This is a genomic window from Streptomyces sp. NBC_01788 (assembly GCF_035917575.1).
In the GTDB taxonomy this organism is placed as follows: Bacteria; Actinomycetota; Actinomycetes; order Streptomycetales; family Streptomycetaceae; genus Streptomyces.
Window position 1 is genome coordinate 6,428,530 of sequence record NZ_CP109090.1, and the last position, 20,576, is coordinate 6,449,105.

A 20,576-nucleotide genomic window follows, 5' to 3' on the forward strand; every position below is an offset into this window, starting at 1 on the left:
CTCTACACCCGGACTTCCAGACCGTCCATGGCCACTTCCATGCCGCTCTCCTCCACGGTACGCCGCTCGGGCGTGTCCTCCAGAAGGACCGGATTGGTGTTGTTCATGTGCACGAAGATCGTCCGGCCCACGCCGAGCGACGGGAGCTGGGCCAGGCTGCCGTCCGGGCCGCCGATGGGCAGATGGCCCATCTCCCGGGACGTCTTGGCGGCCAGGCCGAGCCGTACGAGCTCGTCGTCGCGCCAGCAGGTTCCGTCGATCAGCAGGCAGGCGCAGCCCTCGATCTCCGCGCGCAGCTCCGGCGTCAGCGACTGCACCCCCGGCAGGTACACCAGCGTTGCCCCGCTGCGCTCGTCGGTCAGCCGGTAGCCGACGACGCGGCCGTGGTCCGTCCCGGTTCCGAAGCGGTCCCGCTTGCTGGTGGGCACGTCGAACGCCCGGGAGGACAGCCCGTCCGCCAGGGCGAGACAGGCGCCGGGGGCCACTGCCCGCCACTCGACCGGGCAGTAGCGTTCGAGCGTGCGCAGGATCCCCGAGCCGCTGAGCAGGGTCTCGTGCGTCGCGGGTGTGGCGTACAGCCGCAGGGCGCGGGCCTCGCGCAGCAGGAGCAGGCCGAGCGTGTGGTCCAGCTCGGCGTCGGTGAGCAGCACCGCCTCCAGCGGCGTGGTGCGGTCGTCGTGCGGGTGCAGGCCGGGGAAGGCCTCGATCTGGGTGCGGACGTCGGGTGAGGCGTTGACGAGGAACCACCTGCGGCCGTCGGCGCTGACCGCGACCGACGACTGCGTGCGCGCGAGCCCGGTCCGGGAGCGGACCTCGGTGCACACCGGGCAGCCGCAGTTCCACTGCGGGGAGCCGCCCCCCGCCGCCGAGCCCAGTACGCGCAGCAACACTCCGTCACTCCGTTCGTCGAGGGTCCGGGCCCGTCACGGGCCCGGCCGTTCACGGCCGCCCGTGGCCGAGCCTCCGGAGGGCGCCGGACCAGGTCCGGCGCCCTCCCGCGTTCGCCGGTCCGCGGTCAGTCCTCCAGCCTGGCGACGTACATGGTCACCTCGGCCGCGACCGCGATCTCCTCGAACTCGGGCGTCTCCCACACTTCGAGCTGGGACTCCATGGATTCACCTCCTCTCTGCCCGGACCGGGCAGGTCCGGTCACGCGCTACGGCGATTCCGGGAGGGCGAAGACCATCAGGGCGCTTCCGTGCCCCGCGCCGAGCATGCCGGGCAGGAACCCCTCGGCCCATCCGCCCCAGCCGACGGGCACGGCGATGTACTGCCTGCCCTCGACCATGTAGGTGGTCGGGTTGCTGTGGTGGCCGCTTCCGCACTGGAACTGCCACAACGTCTCCCCGGTACGGGCGTCGAGCGCGACGAACTCCCCTGAGGGTTTACCGGCGAACACCAGGTCGCCGCCGGTGGCCAGCACCGAGGCGCACATCGGGAGTTCGTTGCGCCGGCGCCACTTCTCCTCGCCGTTCGCATCGAACGCGCTGATGGACCCGGCCATGTCCTCGATGTCCACCTGAACGCCCGCGCCCCAGTACGGAATGCTCTCCTTGAACTCCCGGCGCCGCCGGGTGGCCGTGGCCCCGGTGTCCTGTACCGGGACGTAGAAGAGCCCGGTCTTGGGACTGTAGGCCGCGTGGGTCCATTCCTTGGCGCCGGCCGGACCCGGGTAGAAGTGGACCGGCACTCCCTCCTTGTCCGGGTACATCTTGGCCGTCACCTGGCCGTCCCGTGTGATCGCTCCCCAGGTGATGCGGTCCACGAACGGGGTGATCCGGATCCGCTCACCGTTGGTGCGGTCGAGGACGAAGAAGTAGCCGTTCTTGTCGAAGTGACCGAGCAGCTTGCGGCCGTCGTGCTCGAAGAGGATGCACTCGGCGATGCTGTCGTAGTCCCACACGTCGTGCGGGGTGCACTGGTAGTACCAGCGGATCCGGCCGCTGTCCACGTCGACGGCGATGATGCTGTCGGTGAAGAGGTTGTCGCCCTCGCGGACGGCTCCGTCGAAGTCGGGCGCCGGGTTGCCGGTGCCGACGTACAGCAGGTTCGTCTCGGGGTCGAAGGTGCCGGTGACCCAGCAGTTCGCCCCGCCTCGGGCCCAGGCCTCACCGTCGGCGGGCCAGGTCTCCGAGCCGGGCTCGCCGGGCTTGGGCACCGTGTAGCAGCGCCACTGGTGCTCGCCGGTCTCGAGGCCGAACGCGTCGAGGTGGCCCCGCACGCCGAACTCGCCGCCGGAGCTGCCGACGATGACCATGTTCTTCACGACCAGCGGGGCCAGCGTGGCACTCTCCCCGGCCCGGACGTCACCGTAGGTCCTGTCCCAGACCCGCTTGCCGGTGGTGGCGTCGAGCGCGATCATACGGGCGTTCGCCGTGACGAAGAAGACCTTTCCCTGAGCCACGGCGACCCCGCGGTTGACGTTCCCGCAGCACAGGGAGACGTCGAAGGGGACCGCGTGCTTGTACCGCCAGATCTCCACACCAGTCTTCGCGTCGAGGGCCCAGACCCAGCCGTCCCAGCCGGAGACGAACATGACCCCGTCCACGACGATCGGGGCGGCCTCGAACGAGTAGGTCGACGCGCCGGCGATCAGACCGGTCGTGCCGGCCTGGAACACCCACGCGGGGACCATGCGCTTGACGGTCTCCGTGTTGATCTGGTCCAGCGGACTGTACCGCTGCCCGTCGTAGGAGCCGTAGTAGGTGAGCCAGTTCTGGGGTTCCTGGCGGGCGTTGAGCAGGCGCTCGTAGTCGACATGGGCCACCACGGGTGGCGCGATGTCCCCGCCCGCGACCTTGCCGCTCAGGGTTCCCTGGTCGACGGCCCAGCCCGCGTCCACGTAGTCGACGGACATGTGCTCCACCTCCTTCTGCCTACGGGCGCGGCTGTTCGGGGCGGTCCAGGCGGGCCTCCGGCGGAGCGTCGCCCATGACGACGATGGCCCCGGTCAGCCCGCGGCCCTCGTCGTTGCCGGTGGGCGAGCCGTACCAGTAGTAGCCGGGCCCGTCGAGGTTGAGGGCCGCCCGTCCTCGTGACTGGTTCACCAGCCAGATGAACTTCCGGTCGCCGTTGCTGGGCAGGAGCGCGCAGTGCGTGTTGTTGTCGTCATTGACGAGTTCGAGCTCGATGTCGCCTCCATGGGGCATGACCAGGATGGAGGGGTCCCAGGCCAGCTCGTCCGGGTTGATGCGAAGGGTGGCGTGCATGCGGCCGTCAGGCCCCACGGTGGCCTGCCCAATGGTTCCCGTGCCGAGCACCTGGCCCAGCGCTGCCTTGTTCTGTCCGGCCAACCCGATCTTGTCCAGCAAATCGGATCGTTCCTTCGCGGTCGTCATCGGGGCTTCACTCTCCTCACCCGAATCCGAAAGGGTAAAAAATTGGTCATCAATAAACACGCTACGCCGCAGGAACCACACCGGTCGGCTCCTGCCGTTCGTCCGCGATCGGCCGCCGTTCGCACCCGATGTGCCGCCGCTGGGAGGCACGCACACATCAGGCGGCTCCAGGCACCGGGCATCAGGCACCCGGCACCGGCGACCGGGCCAGGTCGTACCGATCGAGATTCATGACCTTGTCCCATACCGCGACGAAGTCCCGTACGAACTTCTCCCGCGCGTCGTCGCTCGCGTAGACCTCCGCGAGGGCACGCAGCTCGGAGTGCGCGCCGAAGACGAGGTCGACGCGGCTGCCGGTCCACCTGACCTCTCCGGTGGCGCGGTCGCGGCCCTCGAAGGTCTCCGCGGTCGCGGACGTCGGCTGCCATTCCGTGCCCATGTCGAGCAGATTCACGAAGAAGTCGTTGGTCAGCGCCCCCGGCGTCGAGGTGAGGACGCCCAGCGGCGACCGCTGGTGGTTGGCCCCGAGCACCCGCAGGCCGCCCACGAGGACGGTCATCTCCGGCGCGCTCAGGTTGAGCCGGCCGGCACGGTCGACCAGCGAGTGCTCGGGCGGCAGCCGGTCGCCCTTGCCGCGGTAGTTGCGGAACCCGTCCGCGGCCGGTTCTAGCGCGGCGAAGGACTCCACGTCGGTCCACTCCTGCGAGGCGTCCGTACGTCCCGGGGCGAACGGGACCCGGACGTCGTGGCCGGCGGTCCTGGCGGCCTGTTCGACGGCGGCGGATCCGCCGAGCACGATGAGGTCGGCAAGCGAGACCCGCTTGTCCCCGGCCTGGGAGCCGTTGAAGGACTCCTGGATCCCCTCCAGGGTGCGCAGCACCCGCGCCAGTGTGTCGGGCTCGTTGACCTCCCAGCCCCGCTGCGGCTCCAGGCGGACGCGCGCACCGTTCGCCCCGCCCCGCTTGTCGCCGACACGGAAGGTCGAGGCCGACGCCCACGCCGTCGAGACGAGCTGGGGGACCGACAGTCCGGAGGCGAGGATCCGGCACTTGAGCGCGGCGATGTCCGCCTCGCCGACGAGTTCGTGGTCCACGGCGGGGACCGGGTCCTGCCACAGCAGCGTCTCCCGCGGGACCAGCGGTCCCAGGTAGCGCTGGACCGGGCCCATGTCGAGGTGCGTCAGCTTGAACCAGGTCCGGGCGAACGCGTCCGCGAGCCGGTCAGGGTGTTCGAGGTAGCGCCGCGCGATGGGTTCGTAGACCGGGTCCGAGCGCAGCGCGAGGTCCGTCGTCAGAATCGTCGGGGCGTGCGTCGCCGACGGGTCGTGGGCGTCCGGCACGGTGCCGGCCCCGCCGCCGTCCTTCGGGATCCACTGCCACAGACCGCCGGGACTCAGCTCCAGCTGCCACTCGTAGCCGAAGAGGGTTTCCAGAAACCCGTTGTCCCAGGTCGTCGGGGTGGGCGTCCACGTACCCTCCAGGCCGCTGGAGATGGCGTCCGCGCCCTTGCCGGTGCCGTAACCGCTCTTCCAGCCCAGGCCCTGCTGTTCGAGCGGGGCGCCCTCGGGCTCGGGGCCGAGATGGGTGTCCGGGTCGGCCGCGCCGTGGGTCTTGCCGAACGTGTGGCCGCCCGCGATCAGCGCGACGGTCTCCTCGTCGTTCATCCCCATGCGGCGGAACGTGTCGCGGATGTCCCGGGCGGCGGTGAGCGGGTCCGGGACGGTGTTCGGCCCTTCCGGATTGACGTAGATGAGGCCCATCTGGTCGGCGGCCAGCGGGCTGTCCAACTCGTGGACGCCGTTGTGGCGTTCGTCGCCGAGCCAGGCGCGCTCGGGACCCCAGTGGACGTCCTCGTCGGACTCCCACACGTCCGCCCGGCCGCCGGCGAAGCCGAAGGTCGTGAAGCCCATCGTCTCCAGGGCCCGGTTGCCCGCGAAGACCATCAGGTCCGCCCAGGAGATCCTGCGGCCGTACTTCTTCTTCACCGGCCAGAGCAGTCGGCGCGCCTTGTCGAGGTTGCGGTTGTCCGGCCAGCTGTTCAGCGGCGCGAAACGCTGCATGCCGGCACCCGCGCCACCGTGGCCGTCGGCGACGCGGTACGTCCCGGCGCAATGCCACACCATCCGGAGCACGAGCGGCCCGTAGTGGCCGAAGTCGGCCGGCCACCAATCCTGCGACGTCGTCAGCACCTCGTCGACGTCCCGTGCCAGGGCGTCGAGGTCGAGGGTCCGGAACTCCGCGGCGTAGTCGAAGTCCGCGCCCATGGGGTCGGCCTCGGCGGGGTGTTTCCGGAGGGCCCCGAGGTCCAGCCGGTTCGGCCACCAGTCGCGGTTGGCCGCGCCCCCGACACTCCTCCCGCCCCCGCTCCTCCCGCCATCGACGGGGCCCTGGCTGCCGGTCACGGGAACCTCCTTCCGGGACAGTGGTGGTGCGGGCGGACTCAGAGGTCCAGCGCCCGGCGCACGGCCGGCGCGTTCCGCCGGGAGACCGGCACCATTTCGTCGGCGTGGCCGTCCATGACCAGGGACAGCTCGCCCTTGAGTCCGCGCTCGATCTCCCGGATGCGGTCGAGGTTGACCACGTACCGGCGGTGCACCCGCAGGAAGCCGGCGTCCGCCAGCTCGCCGTCGAGCTTGTCCAGGCTCACGGAGGCGGCCCGCAGCCGGCCCTGATCGGTGGAGAGCCACACGTCGTTTCCCCGCGACTCGGCGAAGGAGACCTCCGGCAGCCGCAGCAGCACCAGCCGGTTGCCGCGTACCGCGACCAGCCGGCGCGGCCCCACTCGAGGACGCGTGGGCCGGGGGTGTGCGGGCCGGGCGTCCGCGGGCCCCTCCACCTGCGGCACCCGCGCGCCGTCGGAGGCACCGAACGAGACCAGGTGCCCGATCAGGTGCCCGGACGAGAACACGGGCCGGAATCCGATCGACGTCGGCTCGTCGGCGAGACGGGCGAAGATCTGCGTCGAGCCCACCCAGTCGGAGTCGTGGGCAGCCTGCCCGGTGGCGTACCGTACGGCCGCGATCAGCTCCGGCAGCCCGGGATTCCAGCGCAGTGTCGGGTCGACCGCCGGAGTACAGGCGGGGACGCCAAGCAGCACGCTCGCCATGTCGTCGGCGATCACCACCTTGCCTGCGGTGTCCACCGCCGCGAGCGCCCCACCGGAGTGCGCCCTGGCCTGGGCGCAGGCCGCGACCAGCTCGGCGCCGCTGTCCCGGGCGCGCCTCTTCAGCGGGTACTGGGTCATGGTGAGCGCGTTCGCCAGCCAGCCGCCCGCGGACTCGGGAAGCGGGTTGCGCCAGCAGCAGATGCCCAGGACCGCGATCGGTTCCCTGGTCACCACGTCCCGTACCGCGACGCCCGCGCAGACCCAGTCGTGGAACGCCCGGCACCAGTGCTCCGCGCCCCTGATCGCCACCGGGCCGTGCGCCTCCATCGCGGTGCCCATGCCGTTCGTGCCGGCCGCGCACTCGGACCAGCAGAACCAGGGCGCCAGACGGGACTCGCCGGCCCGGGCGAGCGTGGCCTGATCACCCCACTCGGCCAGGATCCTGCCGGTGGCGTCGGTGACGGTGACGACGCCACCGAGACTGCCCACCTCGTGCGCCACGGAGGCGGCACGGAATCCCAGCTCGGCGAACACGACTTCCTGCTCGGGCGTGTGGTCGGGCTCCGCCACGGCCACCGGGGCCCGCGTGAGGTGCGGATCGACCCGGTACTGCTCCCGGCAGCGATGCCAGGAGATCGCCACCAGGGGCCTTACGTCCGGGACATGGTCCTCGCCCTGCACGAACCGTTCCCACGCCGCGAGCACGCTGCCACTGCCCCGGCTCGTCGGGACGGACTGGAGTCGATGTACATCCCTCATGGTTCAGAACCGCCCTTGGCCCCTCCCCGTCGCCACAGAACTGCATTCCCCACCCTAGTGCCGCGACCGGAAAGGTTCACCGGCTCGCGAGGCCCGGCACCGCACTAGGTACCGCGGCCTGACCGCGCGCGTCCCTCTTCGGGGCGGTCCGAAGACCCCTGACCCCCCTTACCCCCCGGACCGTCGTAGACGAGCAGGCCGTCCTCGCGCAGACGCACACCCTCGCTCAGCCGGTGAGGGACGAGCCGGCCGGCGGGCATCAGGTGCAGGACGGGCCGTCCCCGGGCGAGCACCACGAAGTCGGCGACGATGCGGCGGTGGCAGCGCCACCAGACCGCCTCCGCGCACATGACGGCCGTCCGCCGCTCAGCGGCCTCGTCCAGGAGCTGCGCGATGGCGTCGAGGAACTCATCCGTGCGCGTATGCGCGGCGTAACCGCGGAACGCGTCGTTGCGCCAGACCGTGTCGGGTGAGTCCGCAGGCAGTTTGCGGAAGCCGCCCAGTCGCGATTCCCAGCGGTAGGAGATCCCGGCTTCGGGCAGCCACTGCCGCAGCCGCTCACGGCCCGCATCCGGGTTGTGGCGGCTTCCGGGTGCGGTCCTGATGTCCACGACGGCGGCGATCCCCGCCCCGCGGATCAGCTCCGTGAGGCGTTCGCGGTCCGCCGTACCGTGTCCGAAGGTGATGAGCGGCTCCTGCTCCATGTTTCCAGGGTTTCCAGGATCGCCGCTTCCAGGATCGCCTTCCGCCTCCGGAGCGTCGAAGGATCTCGCCCTGCGCGAGGCGATGAGCACGGCCCCAGGACACACAAGGGCGATGTCGGATTCCCGCTAGCTCTGGCCCGTCCGGTGCCGGATGCTGGAGGCATGCAGAAAGGGATGCACACCCACCGGGAGCGCTGCGTGCGCGCGGTCCAGTCCAAGGACGCGCGCTTCGACGGCTGGTTCTTCACCGCCGTGCTGACCACCGGCATCTACTGCCGGCCGAGCTGCCCGGTGGTGCCGCCCAAGCCGGAGAACATGACCTTCTACCCGAGCGCGGCCGCCTGCCAGCAGGCCGGCTTCCGGGCCTGCAAGCGCTGCCGCCCCGACACCAGCCCCGGTTCACCGGAGTGGAACCAGCGCGCGGACGCCGTGGCGCGCGCCATGCGGCTGATCGCCGACGGAGTCGTGGACCGCGAGGGCGTGCCGGGACTCGCCGCCCGCCTCGGCTACAGCACCCGCCAGATCGAACGCCAGCTCCGCGCCGAACTCGGCGCCGGACCGCTCGCGCTCGCCCGCGCCCAGCGCGCCCAGACCGCCCGGCTGCTGATCGAGACCACCGATCTGCCCATGGCGGAGATCGCCTTCGCCGCCGGCTTCTCCTCGATCCGCACCTTCAACGACACCGTGCGCGAGGTCTTCGCCCTGTCGCCGAGCGGGTTGCGCACGCGGGTTCCGGTGCGGGCGCGTACGACCGGGGGCGGCACGCTTACGGGCACCCAAGGCACCCCGGGCGCCTCTCCGGGCACCCTCTGTCTGCGCCTGCCGTTCCGTGCCCCGCTCAACCCGGACAATCTCTTCGGCCACCTCGCGGCCACCGCCGTACCCGGAGTCGAGGAGTGGCGCGACGGTGCCTACCGCAGGACCCTGCGCCTGCCCTACGGCCACGGGATCGCCGCGCTGACCCCGAAGCCGGACCACATCGCCTGCCGCCTCACCCTCGGTGACCTGCGGGACCTGCCGGTCGCCATCAGCCGCTGCCGGCGCATGCTCGACCTGGACGCCGACCCGGTCGCGATCGACGACCAACTGCGCACCGACCCGTTCCTCGCGCCCCTGGTCGACAAGGCCCCGGGCCGGCGCGTACCGCGCACGGTGGACGAGGGTGAGTTCGCGCTGCGGGCCGTGCTCGGCCAGCAGGTCTCCACGGCCGCCGCCCGTACTCACGCCGGCCGCCTGGCCGCCGCGCACGGCGAGCCCGTCGACGACCCCGAGGGCGGCCTCTCCCACCTCTTCCCCGCGCCCGAGGCCGTGGCCGCCCTCGACCCCGAGTCACTGGCGATGCCCCGCACCCGGCGTACGACCCTGCTCACCCTGGCCCGTCAACTAGGCGATGGAACACTCCACTTGGGCGTGGAGAGCGACTGGGAGGAAACCCGCGCCCGCCTTCTGGCACTCCCCGGCTTCGGCCCCTGGACCGCCGACGTCATCGCCATGCGCGCCCTCGGCGACCCCGACGCCTTCCTCCCCACCGACCTCGGCATCCGGCGCGCCGCACAGGAACTCGGCCTGCCGTCCACCCCGGCCGCGCTCACCGCCCGCGCGGCGGCCTGGCGGCCCTGGCGGGCGTATGCCGTGCAGTACCTGTGGGCGACCGACAGCCACCCGATCAACTTCCTTCCCGTCTGAGGACGTTCGCCATGAAGCAGTACACCGTGATCGACAGCCCCTACGACCTGCTCACCCTCGTCGCCGACGACGGCGTCCTGTGCGGCCTGTACATGACCGAGCAGCGCCACCGCCCGCCCGAGGAGTCCTTCGGCGAGCCGGGCGACGGCTCCTTCGGCGAGGCGGTCGAGCAGCTGGAGGCCTACTTCGGGGGCGAGTTGAAGGAGTTCACCGTCCCACTGCGCCTGCACGGAACCCCGTTCCAGCGCAGCGTCTGGGACCAACTGCGGAAGATCCCCTACGGCGAGACCCGCTCCTACGGCGACCTCGCGACCGCCCTCGGCAAGCCGGGCGCCTCCCGCGCGGTGGGTCTCGCCAACGGCAAGAACCCCGTCGGCATCATCGTCCCCTGCCACCGGGTGATCGGCACGGGCGGCAGCCTCACCGGCTACGGCGGCGGCCTGCCCAGAAAGCAACGCCTGCTGGACTTCGAACGCGGAGCGGCCCTCTTCTGAAGACCGAGTTCGTGATCTGCTCGAGTATGGCCAACAGGCCTGGTCTCCATCACCCGTTGTCTTGGGTAGCGCCTACGGTGCACCCATGAGTGTCCCAGAAGCGTTGGTGCGCTGTGCTGCATCAGTTCGACGAGACCGGCCGACACCTGAACTCACGGATCCAGTTCACCGGCACCACAGCAGACGGCGAAGAGAAGGCGATCACTGCAGCCCGTCGGCTGCTCGTCGAGTGGCTGGACGCGCTTCCGGAGCGGCAGTACCAGGACATCGCGATCGCACCCTTTTCCGTCCAGTTCGAGGGAGCCCTGTTCGGCCTGGTCCTGGAGGAAGACGAGGAAGAGGAAGGCGACGACGCCGATGGCGTGTGGGCCGAGTTCTATCCCGACGGCCTGGGCTTCAACGCCCCCTGGGACGGCTGTTACGACACCTGAGTCCGAGCCGGCGAGGAGTAATGGTCAATACGTGTGGATGAGCCGGCCCGGGCGGGGCTTGTCTCGTTACCGAACTTGAACTCGTGATGTCGGCCCAGGGTCTTGCCGTGCCTCCAGAACAGCTGCTCTGGGTCGTTGCGGTTGCCACCGGTCAGGGTGATGGCGAGCGGGGTGCCGCCTGCGTCGGTGATGACGTGGTGCTTCGAGCCGGGCCGGGCACGGTCGACCGGGATCGGCCCGGTTTTGGGCCGCCCCGACGGGCCTGGTGGTGGGAGCCGTCGATCACCGCCCGGGACCAGTCCAGCTTCCCGGCACGGTGCAGCTCGGTCAGCAGCACCTGGTGAAGCCGGTCCCGCACCCCGGCCTCGTGCCAGTCCCGCAGCCGGCGCCAGCACGTCATCCCGGACCCGAAGCCGAGCTCCTGCGGCAGCCACTCCCACTGGATCCCGGTGTGCAACACGAACAGGATGCCCTGCAGGCAATCACGGTCGTCCAGTGGCAGCCGACCGGGATGGCGCGGACGCCGCTACCTGACCCGCAGCAACGGCTCGATCCGCCCCCACGGGCCATCCGGCACCATCCACGGAGGACCGTTCCCCTTCCCCATGACTCGTTCAACGAGTCGGCCAGGAAGGGGATATGGCTAAGACCAGGCTTTCTATCAGGTGCTCTGACTCCCGCAGCTGACGGCCTGGAAAATAGGGTGCGGTCGGCTGAACTGGGTTGATAGATAGGCGATGTGACAGAGAGTCTTGAGTATTCCGCCCTGCTGCAACTGATCGACGAGCGGTCGGCCGCGTTCCGGAGTGCGGTTGCCGCCGCGCCCAGCCTTGACGCGCCGGTGCCGTCCTGCCCCGAGTGGACGTTGTTCGATCTGGTGCAGCACCTGGGTACGGGCCAGCGCTGGTGGGCCGCGATCGTCGCCGCGGGCCCGGCCGAGGCTCCGCCGGCCAAGGATGCCGCGGAGGTGCCGCGCGAGCTCGAGGCGCTGCTGGCCTGGTACGCCGAGTCGAACGAGCTGCTGCTGAGTGCGCTGCGCGAGGCCGGCCCGGAGCGCGAGTGCTGGGCGTGGTGGAGCGCCGGCGTGTCGCCGGCGAATGCCTGGGGCGTTGCCCGGCGCCGGGTGCACGAGGTGCTGGTGCACACCTACGACGCCCAGCTCGCCGCGGGCGCCGTGCAGCCGATGCCGGCGGACGTCGCGATCGACGGCGTGGCCGAGTTTCTCGACACCTGCAACTCGACCCCGGCGGCCTGGCCGCACGAGGCCGCCACCATCCACTACCACGCCACCGAGGGCCGCTCCTGGCTCCTCGCGCTGGACGGCACCGGCGCCTGGCCCGCACCCCTCACGGACGACGCCGCGCCCGCCTCCGCTTCGGCCACGGGCACGGCCGAGCAGCTGCTCCTTTTCGTCTGGGGCCGCCTCACGCTGAGCGACCTGGAGATCGAGGGCGACCAGCAGGTGTTCGAGCAGCTGATCGCCTGGGAGCCCGAGGAGTAACCAGTCAATACCGCCGGCGGACGGCCTCGATGACGTCCGCGTCGGTGAGCATCGCGAACAGCTCCGCCTCCGCGCAGTGGCCCGAGCTGACCGTACTCATAGCCCCCGGCCGGCATGCAGGACCCGGCTTCCGGCTGCTACGCGACGCTCGCAAGGAACGTGTGCATCTCGGCGGCGAGAGTCCGCATGTCCTCACCTGCCGCGTACACCGTGGCGGTCTCGAAATGCCAGGTCTCGGACGGTGCCCGGTCGTGGATACCCCAGGTCAGTTCGACGTGACCACCGGAGCGGTGCTCCGCCGAGAGGGTCAGGTCGTAGGAGAGGGAGTGCCAGGTACGCGCTCCTTCCCAACCCCGGAAATCTTCGGCAAGAGAAGCGAGGAAGGTATCGAGGCCGTCGCCTCCCCAGGTCGCCACCGAGGTCTCGATACTTCCCCATGGCCCATGCGCCTTGATGAGGAAGTCGAGCGTTGGTCCGTCCTCAAACGGTCGTGCCGGCTCCGAGAGGAGCAGAAGGGCGGGACCGGGGTTTCCCACCTGGACCGCAGGGCGGCCAGCATGGTCGTAGTCGATCACGTGGACAGACTAGTGGTGAGTGCCCGTCAGTACGGGTGGTGGTTCGGCTTGTTCTGCCAGGTCTGGTAGGCCTGGGCGCCCAGTTCGGGGTACATCTGCTGGAGGCTGATGCTCCGTTGGTCCGGCGGCCGCTGGAAGTCCTCGTACTGGAAGTCGTCGCTGAACCCGATCTCCTGGGTGGCTTTCCAGTCACAGCTGTAGTAGACGGCTTCGATTCGCGCCCAGTAGATGGCGCTCATGCACATGGGACAGGGCGCGCCGCTGGTGTAGATCGAGCATCCCTGGAGCATGCGGGCACGCTCCGGCAAGATGTCCGGGGACCCTTCGGGGCGGGGCACCAACTCCAGCGTGTACTCGTTCTGGTGGTCCTCCGAGACCGTGGGGGCATCCGGGTTCAGGTACTGGACGGCCTTGCGTATGGCCTCCACCTCGCCGTGCGCGGTCGGGTCCGCCGTGAGCAGCACGCGGTTCTGGCCGCGAGCGATCACTTCGTCACCATGGGTGATCACCGCGCCGAACGGGCCTCCCCAGCCGTTCTCGACCGATTCGGTGGCCAACTGCGCCGCTTCGGCCAGGTGCTCCCTGTGTCCCATCCCGGCGCCTCCGATCCCACGCAACTTTTGCGGCATATATGCCTTTTATCTACTCTAGGAGGCGTGAGTCCTCGTGCAACTCCTGGCTCCCACGATGACAGCGCGACCGTGGTGATCTCGCAGAAGGTCCGGCCGGGATGCGAGGACGACTACCGTCGCTGGCAGGATCGGACCAACGAGGTCGCGGGTGAATTCGAGGGGTTCGAGGGCGCGGAGCAGTACCCTCCGCCCTCCGCCGAGGGAAACGAGTGGATCGTCGTCTTCCGCTTCTCCCATCTGGATCAGCTGACCGCGTGGATGGGCTCCGACACGCGCCGTGAACTCCTCGAACAGGGGCGCGACCTGTTCGAGGAGGCCCCCACGCAGGAAGTCCTCGCGGGCGGCACGCCCGTCCGCGACGCCGTCACCGCGGTGATCTCGCACGACGTGCGACCCGACCAGGAGCGGGTATTCGTGAGCTGGCAGGAGAAGATCCTGTCGGCTCAGCGGAAGTTCCCGGGCTTCATGGGCTCGGAGTTGTTCCGGCCCGTGAAGGGGGTCCAGGACAAGTGGGTCGCCGTCTTCCGCTTCGACACCCGTCAACACCTGGACAGGTGGCTCGAGTCCACCACTCGTCGAAAGCTCCTCGACGAAGGGCGGGAAGCCTTCGTCTCCTACGACGTGCGCAAGGTCGGATCCGCGTTCGGCAGCTGGTTCCGCTTCGAGCAGGGTACGGAAGAGGGCGCTCCGCCCAACTGGAAGCAGGCCATGTCCGTGGTGCTGGCCCTCTATCCCACCGTCGAGATCCTCAACCTCGTGGTGGGCCCCCGACTTGCCGCTCTCGGCCTGCCCGGATACGTCGCCCTGTTCATCTCGAACGTGTTGAGCGTGAGCATCCTGACCTGGCTGCTGATGCCGTTGGTGAACAGAGCCCTCGCCTTCTGGCTGATGCCCGGCAAGGCACGATCCCTGCGCATCGACGTGGCAGGTGCCGCACTGGTGGCGATCTGCTGGCTGGCATTCGTCGTGATCTTCGGCCTGACCACCGGCTGACAGCCGGCCCCGGGAGATGCTCACGACGAGGAGGTCGTCATGAGCGAACACACTTGGCGCTCACGTATCGAAGGCACGCTCCGCCGCAGGGGCGACCCGGACTACGAGACCGCCCGTACGCGCGCGCTGTGGAACGAACTGAAGCCGGACCGGTACCCCGATGTGATCGTCCACGCGGCCTGCGAGCGGGACGTTCAGGAAGCCCTGAGGCCGGCCGTGGCCAGCGGACTGCGAGTCGCCGTACGCGCGGGCGGACACAGCTGGTGCGACTCACCCCTGCGGGACGGAGGCGTACTCCTCGACCTCTCAGGGCTCAACCAGTGGAAGATCGATGCCGACTCGGCCACGGCGACCGTGCAGCCAGGTGTCATCGGCAGCAGATTCGCGGGAGAGCTCGCCCGACGCGATCTCGCCTTCCCGGCAGGGCACTGCCCCTCCGTCGCTCTGGGCGGTTACCTCCTCAGCGGCGGCCTCGGCTGGAACTCCGGGCTGTGGGGAGTGGGCTGCGCGAGCGTCCTGGAGATCACCGCGGTGACGGCCGACGGTGAGGTGCTCAGGTGCACCGAACATGAGCATCCCGGCCTGTTCTGGGCGGCACGGGGAGCCGGACCCGGCTTCTTCGCCGCCGTCACCAGTTTCCGTGTCCGTCTGCAGCCGCGCCCGACCGCACTCGCCACAACCTCCTACACTTTTCCCCTCACGACGGTTGGCCCTGTGGCCGACTGGGCCACCGAAACGGAGCGTGCACTGCCCGCGAACGTGGAACTGTCCTTCCTGCTGGCCGGCGAGGACGTACCAGGCGTGACGAACGGACCGCGGCCCAAGGTGGTCGTCGTCACCGCCACCGCGTTCGCGAACTCGCGCGGTGAGGCCGTTGACGCCCTACGTCCGCTGCGGAACTGCCCTCTCAAAGAACGACCGTTGACCCGGCGACTCGACGAGCCGACATCTCTCGCCGCTCTCTACGACGCCTCAAGGAACCTGTGGCCCGAGAAGCACCGCTACGTGGCCGACACGCTGTGGTCGGACGAGGACTACGCCTCGCTCCTGACGAAGTTGGGCGACACGTTCGCCAAAGCCCCCTCCGGCAGGTCCGTCGTGCTGGCGCCCTTCTCACCGGCCTCGCAGGAGGACGAGTTGCTGCGGAACATGGCGTTCTCCGTGCTCGGAGAGAGCTATGTCGTGCCCTACGCCGTCTGGTCCGATCCCGCTCATGATGACGTCAACGTGCACTGGCTGCGCGACGCCATGCGCACGGTGGAGCCGTGCGGAACCGGCCACTACATCGCCGAGGCGGACCTGACCGCCGACCCGTCCCGTGCCAGGCGATCGTTCGCAGCCGCCGATTGGGATCGTCTGCAATCCTTGCGGGCGGAGTACGACCCGCGAAGTCTCTTCTTCTCCTACCTGTCCGCCTGAGACGGCCTGGCGCCCTCTCGAGCTTCCCGCCGCCAAGGAGACGCTGGCGGTCCCGGCGTACCCGCTACCCCGTTGGCCCAACAACAGTGGTGGTGTGCAGCCGGTCGCGTCCAAGCTCGGATAGCGAACCCACAGTGTGCGCCCCGCACGCACTGCGGCGTCACGCCTGGGCGAACGCGGCCACAGCGCGGCACGGACAAGGGTTCTTGCGACCGCCAGGAGGACGATGTGGTACTCACGGAGAGCGACCTGCTCGACGCCGGTGATGACGGCCTCGCGGAACTCTTCGGCAGGAGCCCGGCCGGTGACATTCCCAAGGGTCCGCTGGAGGGCACTGGCATCGTACGGTGGGGTGGCGGTTGGCTCGCCCGTCCTCTCGCCTGGCTGGTCCGTGTGGCCGTGTGGCGGGGCAAGGTCTTCGACTCCGAGGGCTACCTGAGCAACCGGATGACCTCGTTCGATGTGCTCGCCGTCCTGGCGCAGGTCTACAAGGGCCCGAGCCTGATGGACGAGCAGGAGTGCATCGTCATCGACTACTCCCGAATCTCCCTTGCCGCCCGGGGGGTACGCGACGAGATGCGCCAGGTCGGCCAGGGCCTGTATCTCGGTGTGGTCTGGCTGTTCGGGCTCAGGGTCGGCTGGTTCGCACTCAGGGTGCCGGAGGTCGACCGCACACTTCCTGGGACCGGAGAAGCCGTAGCCGGATAGCCGCAGCGACGGGCCTGCCCCGTACCTGATCCGTCCGTGCCCGCCGGGCCGTTCGGCCGCCCGAGCCGACTACTCCAGCGAAAGGTCCACGGCTCATGAGCTCTTCTGGCATACCCGGCCGAAGGTCGGCATCCGCGAGTCGCCTCTGGTGGCAAAGAAGGAAGGGGTCCTCGCTGTGGGCCTCTGCCGCTGCGGCGTCGGCGGCCATGGTTCTGGGCGTGGCGAACGTCCCGGCCTCGTCCCCAAGTGCAGCGCCGGGCCCGTTGCACGGCACCGTCACGGGTGCGGGCAAGCCTCTTCAGGGTGTCCAGGTCACGCTTTTCGCCGGCTCTCGCTCAGGGGTCAGGGAACTGGGCCGCGCGAGGACCGACGCCACCGGAGCCTTCGAGATCCCCTACGCCCGGACCGCTGCCGGAGTGCTGTACGTGGAGGCCGCACCGGCCGATGCCCGCCGACTGCGACTGCGCTCCGTGGTGGCGGTCGGTGAGGGCGGCGCGGTTCCCGCACGGACGACGAGCCAGGTACGGGTCAACGAACTCGCCACCGTCGCAGCCACCTACGCCCTGGCCCAGTTCAGCGGTCAACACGGTATCGACGGGCCAAGTCCGGGGCTGCAGAACGCCGCTGCGACGGCGTTGGCCCTCGCCGACCCGGTCACCGGCAAGCCCGGCGGGGTGGTCACCGACGCCAACAACGGCAACACCAATGAAACCCTCGCCACTCTGAACACACTCGCCAACCTGGTCTCCCTCTGCGTGTCGGACACCACGCGGTGCGAGAGCCTGCTCCGGCTGGCGACACCGCCCGGCGGCGCGGCTCCCCGAGACACCGTGCAGGCGGTGCTGAACCTGGTCCGCAACCCCACACTGGCCCCGGCAGAGCTCCACCGTCTGGCGCGTACCTCGAACCACTACGCCCCGGCGCTCACCGCGCCTCCCACCGCCTGGATACTGGCGCTGCGCTACACCGACACCAACCTGTACGCCCCCGGTCGCATCGCCTTCGACGCGAAGGGCAACGTCTGGGCATCCAACAACTGGCTGCCCGGCACCCGAAACCCCACTCCGTACATCAGCGTGCTCGACCCGACGGGCCGCCCGATCCTGGGCAGTCCGATCCAAGGTGGCGGCATGAAGGGCGGTGACTGGGGTGCCGCCATCGCCCCGGACGGCTCCGTCTGGATGAGCAGCTACGGAGGCAACTCGGTCGCGCAATACTCGGCGACCGGCAAACCGCTCTCGCCTCCCACGGGGTGGAAGAACGGTGGGCTCGTCCACCCGCAGGGAATCGCCGTGGACCAGCGGGGCAATGTGTGGATCGCGAACAACTACGGCCTGGAGACCGCACCGGGCGAGGGCAACGTGGTCGTCTACCCGCACGGTGACCCGTCCAAGGCGATCAAGATCACTGGCGGCGGTCTCAACCACCCGTTCGCCGTCCAGATCGACGGATTCGGGCGGGCCTGGGTCAGCAACGCGGGCCTCGGCGGCGCCCAGTTGGTGAACACTCGCCTGGCGCCTCTCATCGGCAAGTTCGGCGGCAGCGTCACCGTGATCGGGCCTGACTTCAAGCCCACGGCGACCTCGCCCATCGAGAGCAGCTCGTTCAAATGGCCCCTGGGCATCGCCATCGACTCCAAGAACAACGCCTGGGTGAACAGCTACTTCAGCAGCGCGGTCACCCGAATCACGCCCAACGGGACCGTCGCGGGCGTGTACAAACTGCCCGAGAAGACTCTTCCCTGGTCGGTCGCCGTCGACGGATCCGATCGGGTGTGGGTCGCCGGCTTCCTCACCCCGAGCGTGTGGACGCTGTGCGGCACCAACACCGCTGCCTGTCAGCCCGGCAGTACCACCGGCACCATCCTGTCGCCCTCCCAGGGCTTCCGGAGCAAGGCACTCCAGCACCTCACCGCGGTGCAGATCGACCAGTCCGGCAATGTGTGGCTGGCCAACAACTGGTCGAATGTCGTCCCACCCGCCGGCGGCACAGGGCTGGTGGAACTCGTCGGACTCGCCACCCCGGTCTTCACACCCCTCACCCCCGTCCCGACGCGGCCCTCCTCGGGAACTCCCACCGCCTGCACCCACCAGACCGCGGCAGCAGATCCGCCCACCGGAAAGCGGACCGGCACCGATCCCTACATCGTGCAGCCCGGGGACACCCTCAGCAGCATCGGCCGTGCCCACGGCGAGTCCTGGTCGGCGCTGTACCGGAGGAACAAGACCCTCATCGGACGCGACCCGAACCTGATCACCCCGGGTCAGCGCCTCACTCTTCACTGAACACTCGTACACAAGTGGCGGTGGCGCTTAGGAAGCGGCCTCCCCAAGCAGGCGCAGCAGCTTGGGGAGTGCGGTCCCGATCGGCCGGCGTACGACTTCGTCGGCGATGTCGTCGTAGGGGCTCGGCTCGGCGTTGATGATGATCAGCCGTGCGCTGTGGTCGGCGGCCACGCCCGCGAGTCCTGCGGCCGGTTGTACCTGGAGGCTGGTGCCGACCGCGATGAACACCTGGCACGCCTTGGTGATGGCTACGGCCTCGCCGAGGACCGCCGGGTCGAGCCGTTCGCCGAACATCACGGTGGCCGACTTGAGGATCCCGCCGCAGTCCAGGCACGGCGGATCGTCCTCGCCGGCTTCGACGCGGGCGAGGGCGTCCTCCATGGGCCCGCGTGCATGACACCGCGTGCACACCACACTCCGCACGCTGCCGTGCAGTTCCAGCACTTTGCGGGCGGGCATCCCGGCGAGCTGGTGCAGTCCGTCGACGTTCTGCGTGATCACCCTGACCGGCACCCCGGCCCGCTCCAGCTCGGCCACGGCCCGGTGCGCGGCGTTCGGCTCGGCGGCAAGCGCGCGGTTCTTCCGCCGCATCTGCCAGGACCGCCGCCGGATCTCCGGGTCGCCCATGTAGTACTCGTACGTCACCAGCTTCTCGGCCTCGGGATCCCGCCGCCACAGCCCGTTCGGCCCGCGGTAGTCAGGGATCCCCGAATCGCAAGGCATTGGTGGATGTAACACTGCGAGCTCAACAACAACGGCGCAAGCCCCGGCCGTTCGAGTGCGGAAGCGGGACGGGATGACATGGGTTATCAAGCCGTTCTCATAGCCCCTTTTTACGGCCGAAGACGCCAGGAACCAGCAGATAGACGCCTAATTACGGCGAGCTCTCGAGGCCAGACGGGTAGCCCGTGCCCGGCGACACCGCCTCGGACAGCCCTCCCGCCTGGTGAGAAGGTGTCGCCCACTGGGAGCGGACCCGGCAGCGCACCAAGCGCCACCGCGCGGCGGCCCGGAAGGTCGCCAAGCTGCACGGCAGGATCCGGCGGCAGCGCGCCGACTTCCACCACAAGACCGCACGTACGCTGATCACCGACCACGACGTGATCGCGCACGAGCGACTGAACACAGTGGGCATGACCAAGAGCCCCGCACCCAAGGCCGACCCCGAGCAGCCCGGCAGCTTCCTGCCGAACGGTGCTGCCGCGAAGGCCGGCCTCAACCGCAGCATCCTCGACGCGGGTTGGGCGCAGTTCCTCGGAATCCTGGCGAACAAGGCTGAGAGTGCCGGTCGCCTCACGGTCCCGGTGGACGCGCGCAACACCTCCCGCACGTGCCCCGAATGCGGGCACGTAGCGAAGGAGAACCGCGTCACCCAGGAAAGGTTCCAGTGCACGGCGTGCGGGTTCGCGGGGAACGCGGACCACGTCGGCGCGACGAACGTCCTCAACAGGGCCGGGCTGGTCCTCTGCGCGGCGGCTTAGCCACCGACGCAGGAAGCCCGCGCGTTTACGCGTGGGTGGAGTCACGAGTCCAGGATTCGTAGATCGCCGTTCTCTTCGCTCGGGCGTGGAACGCCGGCCAGCACGGCCGCAAGGGCTTCCTCGGCTCGGGTCGGCGTAGGCATGGCAAGACCGTACCGCCGTGAAGGCTGCGGACGCTCCGGTCGCGGCATGTCCGGGCGCCCCGCGCACCGGAGGCTAGCGACGACCCTTCGCATAGCGGCTCGGACTTCGTCGGCCTTCGGAGTGCGCGCCCCGCGCAGGTGCGTAGGGCGCGGGCAACCTCGACCAGGTCATCGGATCGCGCGTCGCCGAGGTAGTCGTTGACCCCGAGGTGTTCTGGCGTCCCCCGGTGAAGTGGGCCGACGGGCCGCATCCGGCACGTTCCCGACCGGCATCGCGGTTGCACCTCAGCAGACAGCCCCGGCACGTGCCTGGGTGGCACGG

At 69.8% G+C, this 20,576-nt stretch carries 18 protein-coding genes and 2 pseudogenes; 9 read left to right on the forward strand and 11 right to left on the reverse strand.

Annotated elements, in window-relative coordinates; translation table 11 throughout:
- Positions 1-2: 2 nt before the first annotated feature.
- The 7 genes from pqqB to OIE49_RS29100 all read right to left on the reverse strand — a co-directional run bounded on the left by pqqB (position 3) and on the right by OIE49_RS29100 (position 7,906).
- Positions 3-890, reverse strand: a complete 888-nt coding sequence (gene pqqB, locus OIE49_RS29070) for a pyrroloquinoline quinone biosynthesis protein PqqB (RefSeq protein WP_326804851.1) — start codon at positions 888-890, stop codon at positions 3-5.
- A 125-nt stretch (positions 891-1,015) separates the two neighbouring features.
- Positions 1,016-1,111 (reverse strand): pyrroloquinoline quinone precursor peptide PqqA, encoded by a 96-nt coding sequence (gene pqqA / locus OIE49_RS29075; RefSeq protein ID WP_100566564.1) that lies wholly within the window; start codon positions 1,109-1,111, stop codon positions 1,016-1,018.
- 45 nt (positions 1,112-1,156) lie between these two features.
- Positions 1,157-2,857 carry a PQQ-dependent dehydrogenase, methanol/ethanol family gene (locus tag OIE49_RS29080; protein ID WP_326804852.1) on the reverse strand — a complete coding sequence of 567 codons (1,701 nt, stop codon included), beginning with the start codon at positions 2,855-2,857 and terminating at the stop codon, positions 1,157-1,159.
- Between the two features lie 19 nt (positions 2,858-2,876).
- A complete protein-coding gene (locus OIE49_RS29085; protein WP_326804853.1) occupies positions 2,877-3,338 on the reverse strand; it encodes an MSMEG_3727 family PQQ-associated protein in 462 nt (153 codons plus the stop codon).
- Positions 3,339-3,519: 181 nt separating this feature from the next.
- Positions 3,520-5,739: a catalase/peroxidase HPI gene (gene katG / locus OIE49_RS29090; RefSeq protein ID WP_326804854.1), complete on the reverse strand. Its 2,220-nt coding sequence runs from the start codon at positions 5,737-5,739 to the stop codon at positions 3,520-3,522.
- 38 nt (positions 5,740-5,777) lie between these two features.
- Entirely contained in the window at positions 5,778-7,202 is a 1,425-nt protein-coding gene (locus OIE49_RS29095; RefSeq protein ID WP_326804855.1) for a DNA-binding protein, read from the reverse strand.
- 104 nt (positions 7,203-7,306) lie between these two features.
- Positions 7,307-7,906: a DUF488 domain-containing protein gene (locus OIE49_RS29100; RefSeq protein ID WP_326804856.1), complete on the reverse strand. Its 600-nt coding sequence runs from the start codon at positions 7,904-7,906 to the stop codon at positions 7,307-7,309.
- A 162-nt stretch (positions 7,907-8,068) separates the two neighbouring features.
- Between OIE49_RS29100 and OIE49_RS29105 the strand changes: the two genes are divergently transcribed.
- From OIE49_RS29105 to OIE49_RS29115, 3 genes are all read left to right on the forward strand, one after another.
- On the forward strand, positions 8,069-9,592 hold the full coding sequence (locus tag OIE49_RS29105; protein ID WP_326804857.1) for an AlkA N-terminal domain-containing protein: 1,524 nt from the start codon (positions 8,069-8,071) through the stop codon (positions 9,590-9,592).
- 11 nt (positions 9,593-9,603) lie between these two features.
- Positions 9,604-10,086: a methylated-DNA--[protein]-cysteine S-methyltransferase gene (locus OIE49_RS29110; protein WP_326804858.1), complete on the forward strand. Its 483-nt coding sequence runs from the start codon at positions 9,604-9,606 to the stop codon at positions 10,084-10,086.
- Positions 10,087-10,175: 89 nt separating this feature from the next.
- Positions 10,176-10,517, forward strand: a complete 342-nt coding sequence (locus OIE49_RS29115; RefSeq protein WP_326804859.1) for a hypothetical protein — start codon at positions 10,176-10,178, stop codon at positions 10,515-10,517.
- A 119-nt stretch (positions 10,518-10,636) separates the two neighbouring features.
- Here the strand turns inward: OIE49_RS29115 and OIE49_RS29120 are convergent.
- A pseudogene (locus OIE49_RS29120) lies at positions 10,637-11,097 on the reverse strand (IS5 family transposase); the annotation flags it as partial.
- Between the two features lie 159 nt (positions 11,098-11,256).
- On the opposite strand from OIE49_RS29120, the gene OIE49_RS29125 reads away from it, so the two are divergent.
- Positions 11,257-12,018 carry a maleylpyruvate isomerase family mycothiol-dependent enzyme gene (locus OIE49_RS29125; RefSeq protein WP_326804860.1) on the forward strand — a complete coding sequence of 254 codons (762 nt, stop codon included), beginning with the start codon at positions 11,257-11,259 and terminating at the stop codon, positions 12,016-12,018.
- A 137-nt stretch (positions 12,019-12,155) separates the two neighbouring features.
- Here OIE49_RS29125 and OIE49_RS29130 read toward each other — a convergent pair whose 3' ends face one another.
- A complete protein-coding gene (locus OIE49_RS29130) occupies positions 12,156-12,593 on the reverse strand; it encodes a DUF6228 family protein (protein WP_326804861.1) in 438 nt (145 codons plus the stop codon).
- A 26-nt stretch (positions 12,594-12,619) separates the two neighbouring features.
- Positions 12,620-13,186 (reverse strand): nucleoside deaminase, encoded by a 567-nt coding sequence (locus OIE49_RS29135; protein WP_100566573.1) that lies wholly within the window; start codon positions 13,184-13,186, stop codon positions 12,620-12,622.
- A gap of 63 nt (positions 13,187-13,249) precedes the next feature.
- Between OIE49_RS29135 and OIE49_RS29140 the strand changes: the two genes are divergently transcribed.
- From OIE49_RS29140 to OIE49_RS29155, 4 genes are all read left to right on the forward strand, one after another.
- Positions 13,250-14,218 (forward strand): antibiotic biosynthesis monooxygenase, encoded by a 969-nt coding sequence (locus OIE49_RS29140; protein ID WP_326804862.1) that lies wholly within the window; start codon positions 13,250-13,252, stop codon positions 14,216-14,218.
- 39 nt (positions 14,219-14,257) lie between these two features.
- On the forward strand, positions 14,258-15,637 hold the full coding sequence (locus OIE49_RS29145) for an FAD-binding oxidoreductase (protein ID WP_326804863.1): 1,380 nt from the start codon (positions 14,258-14,260) through the stop codon (positions 15,635-15,637).
- A gap of 228 nt (positions 15,638-15,865) precedes the next feature.
- Entirely contained in the window at positions 15,866-16,345 is a 480-nt protein-coding gene (locus tag OIE49_RS29150) for a hypothetical protein (RefSeq protein ID WP_326804864.1), read from the forward strand.
- A gap of 218 nt (positions 16,346-16,563) precedes the next feature.
- Positions 16,564-18,630: a LysM peptidoglycan-binding domain-containing protein gene (locus OIE49_RS29155; protein ID WP_326804865.1), complete on the forward strand. Its 2,067-nt coding sequence runs from the start codon at positions 16,564-16,566 to the stop codon at positions 18,628-18,630.
- A gap of 27 nt (positions 18,631-18,657) precedes the next feature.
- On the opposite strand, the gene OIE49_RS29160 is transcribed toward OIE49_RS29155, so the two are convergent.
- Positions 18,658-19,353, reverse strand: a complete 696-nt coding sequence (locus OIE49_RS29160) for an SIR2 family NAD-dependent protein deacylase (protein WP_326804866.1) — start codon at positions 19,351-19,353, stop codon at positions 18,658-18,660.
- Between the two features lie 245 nt (positions 19,354-19,598).
- Between OIE49_RS29160 and OIE49_RS29165 the strand changes: the two are divergent.
- Positions 19,599-20,111: pseudogene (locus tag OIE49_RS29165) on the forward strand (RNA-guided endonuclease InsQ/TnpB family protein); the annotation flags it as partial.
- Between the last annotated feature and the right edge of the window lie 465 nt (positions 20,112-20,576).

Coding starts and splice junctions, on each gene's coding strand:
- pqqA (WP_100566564.1), bottom strand. CDS start 1,111: ATGGAGTCCCAGCTCGAAGTGTGGGAGACGCCCGAGTTCGAGGAGATC.
- OIE49_RS29080 (WP_326804852.1), bottom strand. CDS start 2,857: ATGTCCGTCGACTACGTGGACGCGGGCTGGGCCGTCGACCAGGGAACC.
- OIE49_RS29085 (WP_326804853.1), bottom strand. CDS start 3,338: ATGACGACCGCGAAGGAACGATCCGATTTGCTGGACAAGATCGGGTTG.
- OIE49_RS29095 (WP_326804855.1), bottom strand. CDS start 7,202: ATGAGGGATGTACATCGACTCCAGTCCGTCCCGACGAGCCGGGGCAGT.
- OIE49_RS29100 (WP_326804856.1), bottom strand. CDS start 7,906: ATGGAGCAGGAGCCGCTCATCACCTTCGGACACGGTACGGCGGACCGC.
- OIE49_RS29105 (WP_326804857.1), top strand. CDS start 8,069: ATGCAGAAAGGGATGCACACCCACCGGGAGCGCTGCGTGCGCGCGGTC.
- OIE49_RS29110 (WP_326804858.1), top strand. CDS start 9,604: ATGAAGCAGTACACCGTGATCGACAGCCCCTACGACCTGCTCACCCTC.
- OIE49_RS29135 (WP_100566573.1), bottom strand. CDS start 13,186: ATGGGACACAGGGAGCACCTGGCCGAAGCGGCGCAGTTGGCCACCGAA.
- OIE49_RS29145 (WP_326804863.1), top strand. CDS start 14,258: ATGAGCGAACACACTTGGCGCTCACGTATCGAAGGCACGCTCCGCCGC.
- OIE49_RS29160 (WP_326804866.1), bottom strand. CDS start 19,353: ATGCCTTGCGATTCGGGGATCCCTGACTACCGCGGGCCGAACGGGCTG.